This is a genomic window from Streptococcus vestibularis, assembly GCF_900636445.1.
Taxonomy (GTDB): Bacteria; Bacillota; Bacilli; order Lactobacillales; family Streptococcaceae; genus Streptococcus; species Streptococcus vestibularis.
The window spans coordinates 1,020,780-1,033,893 of record NZ_LR134275.1; the positions used below are offsets into that span (position 1 = coordinate 1,020,780).

General features: G+C 37.5%; 13 protein-coding genes. All 13 read right to left on the reverse strand.

Features of this window, described 5'->3' with window-relative positions; translation table 11 throughout:
• Nucleotides 1–2: 2 nt before the first annotated feature.
• Nucleotides 3–1,175, reverse strand: a complete 1,173-nt coding sequence (gene cps2T / locus EL076_RS05190) for a beta 1-4 rhamnosyltransferase Cps2T (RefSeq protein WP_064519691.1) — start codon at nucleotides 1,173–1,175, stop codon at nucleotides 3–5.
• A 32-nt stretch (nucleotides 1,176–1,207) separates the two neighbouring features.
• Nucleotides 1,208–2,575, reverse strand: a complete 1,368-nt coding sequence (locus EL076_RS05195) for a sugar transferase (protein ID WP_126429524.1) — start codon at nucleotides 2,573–2,575, stop codon at nucleotides 1,208–1,210.
• Between the two features lie 55 nt (nucleotides 2,576–2,630).
• Nucleotides 2,631–3,389, reverse strand: coding sequence for a tyrosine-protein kinase (locus EL076_RS05200; protein ID WP_126429526.1), 759 nt, complete (start codon nucleotides 3,387–3,389; stop codon nucleotides 2,631–2,633).
• A 9-nt stretch (nucleotides 3,390–3,398) separates the two neighbouring features.
• Complete coding sequence (locus EL076_RS05205; RefSeq protein WP_003092954.1) at nucleotides 3,399–4,091, reverse strand: capsular polysaccharide biosynthesis protein; 693 nt, start codon at nucleotides 4,089–4,091, stop codon at nucleotides 3,399–3,401.
• Nucleotides 4,092–4,099: 8 nt separating this feature from the next.
• Nucleotides 4,100–4,831 carry a capsular polysaccharide biosynthesis protein Cps4B gene (cps4B, locus tag EL076_RS05210; protein ID WP_126429528.1) on the reverse strand — a complete coding sequence of 244 codons (732 nt, stop codon included), beginning with the start codon at nucleotides 4,829–4,831 and terminating at the stop codon, nucleotides 4,100–4,102.
• Nucleotides 4,832–6,292 (reverse strand): LCP family glycopolymer transferase CpsA, encoded by a 1,461-nt coding sequence (gene cpsA / locus EL076_RS05215; protein WP_126429530.1) that lies wholly within the window; start codon nucleotides 6,290–6,292, stop codon nucleotides 4,832–4,834.
• A gap of 343 nt (nucleotides 6,293–6,635) precedes the next feature.
• Entirely contained in the window at nucleotides 6,636–7,346 is a 711-nt protein-coding gene (gene deoD, locus EL076_RS05220) for a purine-nucleoside phosphorylase (RefSeq protein WP_064519695.1), read from the reverse strand.
• A 337-nt stretch (nucleotides 7,347–7,683) separates the two neighbouring features.
• Nucleotides 7,684–8,397 (reverse strand): type 1 glutamine amidotransferase, encoded by a 714-nt coding sequence (locus tag EL076_RS05225; protein ID WP_126430149.1) that lies wholly within the window; start codon nucleotides 8,395–8,397, stop codon nucleotides 7,684–7,686.
• Nucleotides 8,394–9,641 (reverse strand): chloride channel protein, encoded by a 1,248-nt coding sequence (locus EL076_RS05230; protein WP_126429535.1) that lies wholly within the window; start codon nucleotides 9,639–9,641, stop codon nucleotides 8,394–8,396. Before EL076_RS05230 ends, EL076_RS05225 begins: the two co-directional genes overlap by 4 nt.
• A gap of 3 nt (nucleotides 9,642–9,644) precedes the next feature.
• Nucleotides 9,645–10,454 carry a purine-nucleoside phosphorylase gene (locus tag EL076_RS05235; protein ID WP_003092568.1) on the reverse strand — a complete coding sequence of 270 codons (810 nt, stop codon included), beginning with the start codon at nucleotides 10,452–10,454 and terminating at the stop codon, nucleotides 9,645–9,647.
• A gap of 19 nt (nucleotides 10,455–10,473) precedes the next feature.
• Nucleotides 10,474–11,016: a DUF1697 domain-containing protein gene (locus EL076_RS05240; protein WP_048788577.1), complete on the reverse strand. Its 543-nt coding sequence runs from the start codon at nucleotides 11,014–11,016 to the stop codon at nucleotides 10,474–10,476.
• A gap of 1 nt (nucleotide 11,017) precedes the next feature.
• On the reverse strand, nucleotides 11,018–12,229 hold the full coding sequence (locus tag EL076_RS05245) for a phosphopentomutase (protein WP_003092904.1): 1,212 nt from the start codon (nucleotides 12,227–12,229) through the stop codon (nucleotides 11,018–11,020).
• Between the two features lie 124 nt (nucleotides 12,230–12,353).
• Nucleotides 12,354–13,034 (reverse strand): ribose-5-phosphate isomerase RpiA, encoded by a 681-nt coding sequence (rpiA, locus tag EL076_RS05250; protein ID WP_048788575.1) that lies wholly within the window; start codon nucleotides 13,032–13,034, stop codon nucleotides 12,354–12,356.
• Nucleotides 13,035–13,114 lie beyond the last annotated feature (80 nt).

The window sequence follows — 13,114 nt, forward strand, 5'->3', positions numbered from 1 at the left end:
TTCTATCCTTTAAATACTTTTTCGTAATCTGCAACAATTTTTTCCCAAGTAAAGGCTTCAGAGATACGTTTACTTGATTTTTGATTGAGATCTTCTATAGCTTGTTCATCCAATTGCTCAGCTTGATCAATGACACTTGCTAATTGATCTTTCTTCCAATAGAGAGCACCATCTTCACCGACTTCACGGTTAAAGCCAACATCCAACAAAAGATTGAGCTTAGTAGACTCAAGAGCCTCAAGAAGGGACGGATTGGTACCACCTACTTCATGACCATGGAAGTAAGCGAAGGCATTCTCACGAATGTATTTGAGCAATTCTTGATCATAGACAGTTCCAACAAATTTAACACGAGGATCTTTATCAAAACCAGTTTCCTGACGCAACTTGTCGTAGAACTTGTTTTCTTCAACATTGGTAATGAGAACAAAGTCCTTGTCAGAGTTAGACGCCATAAAACCACGAATCATGGCCTCATAGTTATTTTCAGGCACAAAACGTCCTACAACAAGGTAATAATTGCTTTCAATGACACCCTTTTCAAAATACCATGTGCGTACCTTATCATCAACTTTAGTCAATCGAGATTTAGTCGTATCTGTTCCATAGGCAATGTAGGTTGTTTGAGGACGATACTTGGCATAATCCTTCTGAATATATGATTCAATGTTTTTACTATCACAAATCAGAAGGTCTGCATGCTTAACCATAAGTTGTTCTGAAATCTTCCAATATTTACGGACAGGAAGACTCCATTTAGCACGAAGCCATTCATGACCGTCCGGGTTAACCATAAGGGTACCACCGATATCCCTGATTTTCTTTTTAATACTTGAGATAAATGGACCAATTCGGCAGGCCAAAACATAAAAGATTGGTGCTTGGTCTTTATTTTCCTTGGCAATTTCAATGGCCTTATTGAGAGCTGCGATGTCATAAGCGATGGCACGTGCAGGCCCGATATTTGGGACGTCGATATTGTAGCATTTAGCACCGTTATGTTCGAAAGTGTCTGCTGTAATACCTGATTTAGCAGAGTTTTCACGCATACAAGCTACATAATACTGAATATCTTTATCTTGTTGGAACTCTGTTAACTTCTCAACAAAGGTTTCAAATCCCCCATATTTTGCTGGAATTCCCTTAGAACCAACGATATAAACTGTTTTTGTCATTTAATCACCATCAAAAGAAATGGAGAAAGCTATCACTTTGCTCCATCCTTCTTTACTACTACTTTAATTGTCTTTAATAAGATTCTTATATCACGCCAGATTATCCAATCGTCCATATAAGCAACATCTAGTTTGACAACTTCATCAAAATCAGTAATTTCACTACGACCACTTACTTGCCAAAGACCAGTGATTCCTGGTCTAAAGCTTAACCGACGTTTTTGTTCTGGCGTATACGATTCGTATTCGTCCAATGTTGGAGGGCGTGTTCCAACTAAACTCATATCACCTTTTAGAACATTCCAAAATTGTGGAAGTTCATCAAGACTCGTTTTACGAATAAAATGTCCAATCTTGGTAATCCGTGGATCATTATCCATCTTAAACATACCACCAGACATCTTATTTTGAGACATCAAATTCTTCTTAATTTCTTCGGCATCTACACGCATCGAACGGAATTTATAAAACTTGAAGATACGTCCATTTTCACCTACGCGATCTTGAACAAAAATTGCTGGTCCACCATCCCTACGGATAAGAGGGTAAAGAAAGATTCCGACTAAACCACATAGGAGCAAACCAAATAAGGCCCCACAGATATCAAGAAAACGTTTAGCTACGATATCACCGTAACTATAAAACTGCGTTGAAAATGTAACAACATTAAAAGGACCCAACTGTTGGATACGTTTTTTACCTTGACTCATAAATTCAAGGGAATTTAAATTAATGGATACTGGAATTCCCATAAGCTCAAAAGGCGAGGCATAGTCCCAAATTTTGTACTGTTCACTAGGTAGATTAATTAGCACTTGGTCAACAACCGAGTGTGTAGCATATTCAACAAGATTTTCAGGTTTCACACTCTTAATAAAAGGACTTGTAAAATAAGGATTATCCAAAACACAGACCGCAGTAATCCTACCATCCATATTGTCTTTCATACGAATCAAAACATCTTCCAGACGTGCTTGATCAGAAATTAAGAGGATATTTTTATTTCCTTTACGGCGCGTATAAATGGATGAGCGGAAGTACCTTAGAAGAGTATTTGTCAGATATAACAAAGTACATGTGATTAGAGTGACGTATAGAAGACCTCGTCGTGAAATCGAAAAATCACCATCTGCAAAAAATGATAGGAAGGTTACAACTAGAGCAAATATAAAACCATACTTAACAGTTGCAATAAGCTCATCTAAATAGCCCCTATATTTAAGATTTTCATAATAACTACTGATATAGTATGTGACAACATGGACCACGCCTAGAATGACCATACTTCCTTTGGTTATCTCAGTGTAAGGTAATTTACTAGCTAACCAGGCTGCAAACACAACCACAACTAACTGTACAACTCCAATTTCAATGCGACGAATTTCTTGTTTTTCTTTCACTCTTAACTCCTCTTTAAATATTAATGCATAAGGAGCCGCATTATCACCATTAACGCTATCCTTTTCTACGACGATGTGCTCTTGAATGACTTTCTTTTTGTTTTCCTTTTTTTCCGTACTCACCATATGATCCATACGAACCGTACGAACCGTACGAACCGTATGACCCATATTTATCAACTGTCATATCAACTTTATTAAGAACGACACCTAAAAATTGAGAACTACTTTGTTCCAATTGTTCAACAGCTTTGGCTACAAAGCGACGTTTAATTTTTCCAGCTGCTGTAACTAAGATACTTGCGTCAGCCTGATGGGCAATAATAGCGGCATCAATTACCAAACCAATTGGTGGCGTATCGATGATGACGTAATCATAACGACTGCGAGCAACATCCATCAAATGTCTAAAATTATCATTTTGCAAAAGACTTGTTGGATTAGGTGGAACAGGGCCAGATGCAATGACATCCAAACCGGAAATATTAGTTTGACAAATTGTTTCATTTAAATCAGCATTTCCTGAAAGAAAATTTGAAAGACCTTTATACGGCGCATTTGATTTAAAGGTCCCTGACAAAACAGAGTTACGAGTATCTGCATCAATGAAAAGTGTTCGAAGCCCAACACTAGCAAATGAAATCGCTAAGTTAACAGATGTCGTTGATTTTCCTTCACCAGCTTCAACAGAGCTAATAGAAATCACTTTCATCTGAGCACCAGAAAATTGAATATTTGTGCGAATGGCATTGTAATATTCTTCTGTTTGTTTGGCAAACTGTACTTTAGATTTTACTAACTTTAATAGAGGCATTTCTTCTCCTTAAATTTTATCTGTATCAGGGACAATTCCAAGAAGTGTCATTCCAAGAGTCTCTTCAATATCCTCTGGACGGCGAATGCGATCATCTAAGATTTCACGACCTAATACACCAACCACTGCAAGGAATACCCCAAACACTGCTCCAATAAGTACATTACGTTTAATGTTTGGTGAAGATGGTGATTCCGGTAATTTAGCGTCTTCAAGTGTTGTAACATCTTCAACTTTTGTCACGTTCTTGATTTTTTCTGAAGCAACTTCACGTACCTTATTAGCAAGGAGTTGAGCGTCTTGACCTGTTTTAGCACTTACAGAAATCGAAATAAGACGTGTATCAGTAGGGATATTAACCGAAATCTTTTTAGCAAGCTCAGCTTCAGTCATCTTCAATTTTTCATCCTTGATAACTTCAGATAAGACATCATTAGATGTAATAATTTCTTTATAGTCTTTTGTCAAAAATGTACCAGCCTGCAAATCTTGAGCTGAAATATTTTTACTGTCATTGGTTTGATTAGCCACATATATGCGTGTAGATGACGTATATGTAGGCTGAATTAGGAAGTAAGTTCCCAAGAAAGCAAAGACAGCTACATAAAAGGCCGTGAAAAGGATGAACACCTTTTTACTCCAAAGTTTATGCAATAGTGCAAGCACATCGATTTCAACACGTTTCGTGTTTTCCTGAGTCATAGTTTCTCCTATATGTATTGATTTTCAAGTAGTGTTTGGGGGTTATCGATAAAGAGATTACGTGCGCGTCTAGTCCCATATGTTTTTTTAATAATAGCATATGCATCCTTCATAAATGGTGGTCTTGGACCAAGATTATGCATATCACTAGCAACAATATGAACTAAATTATTTTCCAAGAAAAAGCGTACACGTTTCTTTCTCACTTTTTCTTTATCGCCAAATAGCTTTGGTTTTAAGACATGAGAGCTATTAACTTGTGTGTAGCAACCCATATTGATAATTTCACGAACTCGATCAGCGTTTTCTTCGAGGGCGTCATAGCGTTCAATGTGAGCAACAATCGGTGTTACCCCTGCTCGTATAACATTACTCAGCCCGTCATGAATTTCCTTCCAAGATGTTCTGGCACTAAACTCAATCAAAGCAAATTGCGTGTTGTGCATACGCGGAATAAGATTCTTTTCAAGTTTCTCCACAATGTCTGAGGTGTAATAAAGTTCACCACCATAATAAATAGTTAAGTCTGGATAAAGTGCTTCTGCTTTTTCTTTAACTTTTGAAAAATTTGCAAAGATTTTATCCTCTGGGGTTTCAAACATCCCCTTACGACGGTGGGAGGTAGAAACAATCGTACGCACACCCTGAGCGTAACTTTCTCCAATGAGTTCCAAACTTTCCTCTAAAGTTTTAGGACCATCATCGACATCAAAAACAATATGTGAGTGAACATCAATCACTTATTTTTCCTCCATCATATTTTTGATAGCTTGAGCAGCACTTTCCACACTAGAATCATCTAGCTTCATCATGTAGAGACTAGAATTTGGCATAGCATATGAAGTCAATTGTCCCGTTGAGCCTGTACCTGTCACCGCTTGAGATGTAACTGTAAATTTAGTTCCTGAATCCAGTTGTGTATTAGCCAAGGCGTTAATGGTATCCAAAGACATGTTAGTTTGAACAGAATCTTGAAGATTGTTAACAATTGACGTAAAGTTTGATACTGAATGAAGTGAAGCTAATTTGTTAACAATCGCTGAAATAACTTTTTCTTGATTTTTACCACGATCATTATCACCACCATCCAAGCTATAACGCTCACGAACAAAACCAAGTGCTTGTTCTGAGTTCATTTGAATATCTCCAACTGGGAAATCAAACTTCCCATGAAGACTTTTGAAGGCTTGATCATTATGAACGGTCACTCCACCAAGTTGGTCAATCAATTTAAGGAATGACGTGAAGTTGATACGTGCATAATAATCAATATTAATACCATAAAGATTTTCCAAAGTTTGCTCTGATGTTTCAACACCATAGATACCTGCATGAGTTAGCTTATCATACTGGTTCGCTCCACCACCAGGAATCTTAACATATGCGTCACGAGGTGTTGTTGTCAAAAGAATCTTATGCGTATTCATATTAACAGTCATAATGATATTAACGTCTGAACGTGATATTGTCGAAATAGAACCATAGGTATCAATACCACTAATATAAATATTGAAAACTTTTGAGTCCACCTGTTTCGCAGAACCGTTATTCTTCCTTTTAATTTTGTAGGTATAAATAGTTTTTAGATTTGAAGCGTAGTCACTATCAACTGATTCTAATAGGCTAGCATAAGAACCACTCAAGACCATTGCTTGAGAATTTCCAGACTTAAGATTGTCATAAGCTTCTTGATAGGAAGCAACATCATCGACTTTGACATCAACCTTTTTGTCATCCTTTAAAGCTGACATCAAAGTATCGATATTTTTCTTATCAATCTTAATCGGTGCCTGAACGCTAGTAATCTGACTCACATCTTTGATATCACTATCCTTCGGAACCACAATGCTCATTTCTACCTCTGAAAAAGCTGCAGTCTGATTCATACGATTAGTGATATCAATCAGTTGTTTAAATCCAAAAATACCAACCAAAGAAGATAGTGAAAAGATTACTAATACAACCGTTGTCACTAGTGGTGATTTTTTGGTTTTCTGAAAGAAGATACTAACCGCAAGAACCAGTAACAAACCAAAGGTAATAATTATGTTCAAAAACCTAAAAGATAGGAAGTTATAATTGAACATAATGAATAATAAGACCGCTGCCAAAATAGCATACAGAACGGTCAATCCAAAGTTGACCATTACCAACGATCTATTGTTCGTCCGTTTTTGCTTACGCTTCGTACGCGAACTCATATAAATTTCTCCTGAATATTAAAATTAGACATTTTCCATCATCATTATAACATTACTATAACTTCATTTCAATTGTCATTATTTTTAAAAAAGAAGAAACCGTTTTTCATAAGCCTATCAAGTATCTATTCTTTATCACTATTTCTAATATTGTAAGTATTATATCCCATTTTCAAGATGTTTCATGAGATTATCAGTTATTTATCTAATCATTAAAGACAAATTCCTTAAAATACTTTTAGAGTATTCTTGTAGTTTGAAAACTTTTAACCTTTCTAGCTATCGAAATAATATAACCTTTCGGCTAATCAAAAAAGATAGCTACAGACATCCTTTTCATAATCTAGTCTGCAATAAGAGTTTCAAGACCTACTTTCATCATGTCAGTAAAGGTATTTTGACGTTCTTCAGCAGTTGTATCCTCATCTGGATTTACCAAACTATCAGAAATAGTCATAATAGCCAGAGCATCTACTTGGTGTTGGGCTGCAAGGTAATAAAGTGCTGCTGCTTCCATTTCGACAGCCTTCACGCCCCATTTCCCAAGCTCAATATTTTTTTCAAAATAATTTGAGTAAAAAACATCAGAAGATAGAACATTACCAACATGTGTTGTCATACCAAAATCTTTGGCAATATGATAAGCTTTATCCAAGAGATTGAAACTTGCAATTTGAGGAAAGTCGTATTGAGGCCAGTCATTACGAATAATATTAGAGTTAGTTGCTGCTGCTTGTGCTAGAACTAACTCACGAACGTGAACATTCTCATTCAAAGAACCGGCAGTTCCTACTCGAATTAATTTTTTAACACCGTAGTCAACAATGAGCTCACGTGCATAGATAGAGATAGATGGCATCCCCATCCCAGTTCCCATTACTGAGATACGTTCACCCTTGTATGTTCCTGTGTAACCAAACATGTTACGTACTTCGTTGAAACACACAGCATCTTCAAGGAAATTTTCGGCAATAAATTTTGCACGTAAAGGATCCCCAGGAAGAAGAATCTTATCAGCAATATCTCCTTGTTTGGCAGAAATATGAATTGACATAATTAATCTATAAAGGGCGACAGAGACGAAGTAAAAATAGGAAACTGACGAAGCATTGCAAATGCTATCCATTCTATCTTTTTCACTGTTCTCCGCCCGTATTCAGTTCAGTGAATACAGTTAACCCATCCTTTCTATTATTTATTAAGGTAAAAGAGCAACTAGAAAGTGACTGAAAATTAGGAAGGCTGACATAGCTCTACGCATCTAAGAAGGTTAGCTATTTTCTAAACTCTCCACTCGTTTTCAAATATGAATACCTGCTGCACCATCCTTAAGTTATATTTTTTTAAAGTTTTCTACTATTATATAAATAGTATATGAGCTACTTAAATGTTTAGATCTGGATTAGTGAATCTAGAAAAGCAAATAACTTTTTGTTCATTTCAGAATAATCGTTTTTACGTAATTGATCTGGTGTTTGAACAAAAGGTAACTGTTTATTTTGCTGGCACAAGTGCTCTTCACCATCAGCAGCTATCAGTAAATCAATCGCTTCAAGGTCAAACTCTAAATGTGCTTGGAAGGCATAATGTTTAGGGCTAAAGCGAACTATTTGGCGTGGACAGCCCTGACTGGTCGCAAGAACAACTGCCTTGTCGGTCAAACCAGGCATATCTCCATGCCAGTGACCCGTGTTTAAAGTAGAACCAAAATCTTTAATGTGCTCATCAGCTAATCCTTCCTCTGTTAAGGTCAAAGGGAAAACGCCAATCTCGCGTTCTGGACTATGTTCATATTTCCCACCATAAGCTCCAGCTAACAGTTGAGCCCCTAAGCATACCCCGACAATATAGATATCAGCATCAATAGCTTTTTGAATTAATGCAATTTCAGCCTTTGGATCATAGTATGGAAAGACTTGACGATCTTCATCAGGTGACTGAGGTCCGCCCATTACTATAAGGAAATCAATATCATCAACAGTTTCTGGAAGTTTCTCTTTCTCATAAACCTTTGTTGACGAAATATGGTGTCCACGCTTTTGAGCCCATTTCAAATAAGCTCCTGGAACCTCAAATTTTTCGTGTAAAATAAAATGAATATTCATAATCTTTTCTTCCATTTATTGTTTATTATCTTTGATAGGATACTCGCTAGTATAAGAGGGAATACGATAACACCTCCAGTACCTGTAAAACCAACAACTAAGGCTATTCCTGTTAGAGGGGCATCAAGCGTTGTTCCTAAAAATACGGTTGCCCCTAGTAACATTCCTAAACTAAGACTATGAGAAAATCCAAAATTTCCAAGAAGTACCGTTATCAGATAACCCGTACCTACACCTAAAGCAAAGGATGGCGTCAGAGTTCCACCATAAGCACCACTCCTTAAAAGTAGACAGACCAATAGACATTTGATGATGAGAATGACAGGAAGATCTGCTGAAGAGTTCCCAGAAAAAATCCATTGAGCTAAAACTTGTCCATTTCCCATAAAAATAGGAAGGTAAGCTGACAATACACCAAGAATTAGAAAGGCAAAGGGCAACGTCCAAAGAATTTCTTTACCTGTAATACGATGGCTACTGGCCTTCTTTGCAAAATATCCAAATATTATGGCAAATGGTGTTACAAATAATGCTAAGATGATTGCCTGTATGAAACTGGAAGAATCAATAGTCACTGTATCGACTATATATAAGGCGTGTCCACCAACAATTGGTTTAGCACAATAAGCAGATACATAAGTAGTCGCAAAAATAATGATAATATTCTTTAGTGTCCAAGAGACTCCTAATGTTTCCAAAACAAATAAAGCGCTAGCAAAAGGCACTTGGTAAACAGAGGCTAGCCCTGCACCAGCACCACAAGCAATTAATAATTGTCTATCGGAAATGTCTAAATGCAATCCTTTAGAAAGACTACCACCAAAGAGAGCACCCAATTCTCGAGGTGCTCCTTCTTTGCCTATTGAGGCCCCAGCAGCAACGATTGCCACCTGGATTAATGCATGTAGAGACTGACCTAGAAAATTTGGACTCCTTTTACCAACGAGTTTTTTAGCTTTGCTAATAGAAAGTAAGGTGACACGCCGTTGAAGAAAATACCAAAATAAACTAGATAAGACCCCAACAACAAGTAAGACTGAGAGCCTTCGAAAAGCACTCACTGATTGAAACTGTAACAAGAGGTTCCCTTTATCTTTACCAAACGCAAGAACTTGTATAAATTCTAGAAGATAGTGGCAAAAAATTCCAACAACCCCTGAAGCAACGCCAGTCCCAATAACAGCTAAACTCAGCTTAAGGAATTTTAGTAACAACCTTAAACGTCTCCTTACCTGAGAAATCATTTCTTAGAGTTCCGCCAAAATAGCTTTAAGCAATCCTTTGAAGTCCCCCTTGATACGTTCAGTCACTTCTACAACTTCTTCGTGGTTGAGTTCTTCTTGGAAACCAGCAGCATGGTTAGTGATACATGAAATTCCTAGAACTTTCAAGCCTGAGTGAGCTGCCACAATAACTTCAGGAACAGTGGACATACCAACTGCATCTGCCCCCAATGTCTTATAGGCACGAATCTCTGCAGGTGTTTCATAAGTCGGACCAGTTACACCGATATAGACACCTTCATCAAGCTTGATACCAAGTTTCTTAGCCACTTCATGGGCAGTAGCACGGTATTCTGGTGTGTAGGCTTTAGACATATCAGGGAAACGTGGGCCAAAGTCATCCAAGTTTTCACCGATCAATGGGTTTTGACCAGTCATATTGATATGGTCAGTAATAGTCATCAAAGTACCAGGACCGAAGCCAATACCACCAGCAGCATTAGTTACAATAACACCTTCACAACCAAGAGCTTTCATAACACGTACAGGGAAAGTTACCACTTCAAGAGGATTTCCTTCATAAAAATGGAAACGTCCTTGAAGAGCCAATACCTTACGTCCAGACAAAGTACCATATACAAGTTTACCTGCATGACCGACTACTGTTGATTGTCCCCAGTTTGGAATATCTGCGTAATCGATTACAATAGCATCTTGGACCTCTTCAGCCAATTCTCCAAGTCCAGAACCCAAAATCAAACCAAACTCAGGTTTTTCAATTCCTTTGCTTTCCAAAAAGGCTTGCGTAACTCTAATTTTTTCAAGTAGTGACATCTAAATCTCCTTTAGTTCCTTATTTTTTTAAATAATGACCAATGTTTGAAAAAGTTCTTGCATTTCGAATCGTAATATAAGGATAAAATGATGACTTTAATAGATTTTTATGATAAGCCGTTTGATTGTAGCTTGTCTTATCATATTTCCCCCAGTAAATTCCTAATTCCCCAAAATGAAGAGTCTCATCTGCCAAATCAAAAGAATTTATTACTCTCTTTAATTGATCCTTGTCTAATTGTACTGTATAAAAGAGGACATCTTTTCTGTACAAATCATTTTCCCACCATTTTGGTAGAGATTTACACTCATTTTGGTATTCCTCTAGTGTGAAAAGGGAAAAGACAGTAATAAATGAGTAAGACTTATTCAGAAATTCTTCTATTACAAAAAGTAATTCTTCTTTCATCATGGGTGAATCAAAGAAAAAATTTCCACTATTAATATAGGAGGAAACATTCTTAAAACCAAGTTTCTCAAGGTCATGGCGGAATTTTTCCATGACTACCTTATTACGACCGCCGACATTTATCCCACGAACCAGAAGTGCATAACGTTTCATTTTAGACAAGTTTATCTAAGAAACTTTCACCAATCATGGCTTTCTCAACACCGAAGTTATCCGCAATTGTTGCTGAGATGTCGGCGAAGTGTCCAACTGGAATCAAGCCACTACCTTTGAAGGCTGGACTGTAAGCCAAAAACGGGATGTATTCACGCGTATGGTCTGTACCAGCATAAGTTGGGTCATTACCATGGTCTGCAGTAATCATCAAGAGATCATCTTCTTTCATAGCAGCGATGATTTCAGGCAAGCGCTCATCAAATTCATGCAAGCAATCGCGATAGCCATGTGGATTACGACGGTGTCCGTAAAGGGCATCAAAGTCTACTAAGTTTGTGAAAGAGAAACCATGTTTAAACTCTTCTGATGTCATAGCCTTAATCAAATTGTCTACACCGTGGCTATTTGATTTGTTGTGGCCCATATCGTGGTTGATACCTTCACCATTGAAGATGTCACTAATCTTACCAACTGAGTAAGTATCGATACCAGCCTCATTCAATTTGTCCAAAACAGTTGGAGCAAATGGTGAAACAGCCAAGTCACGACGGTTAGATGTACGAGTAAAGTTTCCAGGCTCACCAACGTAAGGACGAGCAATGATACGACCAAGAAGAGCTGGACGTTCCAAAGTGATAGAACGAGCAAATTCACAAATACGATACAATTCTTCAACAGGAATAATATCCTCGTGAGCTGCGATTTGAAGAACCGGATCAGCTGATGTATAAATAATCAATTCGCCTGTTTCCATTTGGCGTGGTCCAAAATCATCGATAACTGCTGTACCAGAATAAGGTTTGTTGGCCTCGCGGATGACCTTGCGTCCTGAGAATTCTTCGATTTGAGTAAGAATTTCCTCTGGGAAGCCATTCCAGAAAGTATCGAAAGGCTCTGTAATATTAAGTCCCATGATTTCCCAGTGACCTGTCATGGTATCTTTTCCAAGAGAGACTTCTTCTAACTTAGTTGCGTAACCAGTTGGATTGCTCTCAGCTGGAACAGTTTTCAAGGCTTGTTCGCGAGGAATATTTCCAAGACCAAGTTTAGCCATGTTTGGCACATTCAAACCAACAGTTTTAGAAATATGTCCAAGAGTATCTGAAGCTCCGTCAGGAACACCAGCATTGACAAAGTTATTGGCATCTGGAGCTGCACCAATACCTACTGAGTCAAGAACGATTAAATGCATTCGATTAAATTTGGACATAACAACACCACATAGAGCTAAAATCTTTCGAAATTACCTCTTTCCTTTCTACATAATAATCTAGTAATAACATAACTATTAAGCTACTTTATTCATTTACAATTTAAAAGAAAATTAAACAGGACTAATCCTTAGCCTCAACAATCTTAACACCGTCTTTTCCAGCAACGATAACCTTGTTAACCATTCCATTGAATAAACCATGATCAACAACACCAGTCATAGCTTTTAGTTCGTCACCTAAAGCAACTGGATTATTAATTTTGCCGAGATCCAAATCAATAATGAAATTCTTCATATCTGTAACAAAGCGATCACCTTGTTCAGTTAATCGGAATGATGGCTTATAACCCTTAGATTCAAAGACGCGATATAATCGATCAGCACCATATTGAACAACTTCGACTGGTAATTTAAAAGCACCAAGTTGTTCAACCATCTTAGACTCATCAACTACCCAGATGTACTCTTTAGTAGGTGTAGCAACGATTTTTTCCATCAAGAGGGCACCACCGCCACCTTTAATACCGTTGAGTTGAGGATCTACTTCGTCGGCGCCATCAACGGTAACATCAATACTATCAATATCATCCACTGATTTCAAAGGAATACCTAGACCTTCAGCTTGCTTCGTTGTTTGACTAGATGTCGTTACACCTACTACACTAAGACCTTCCTCCTTTATTCGACGACCAATCTCCTCTACAAAGAAATAAGCTGTTGAACCAGTACCTAGTCCAACAACCATGCCATCTCCAACAAAACTAGCAGCCCTTACACCAGCGAGCTTTTTCAATTCTTCCATGCACATCTCCTTGCATCTTTCTATACATTTAGTTAGACTCATTATAACATGAGTCTTCTTTAAATTGCAACGATAAGTAT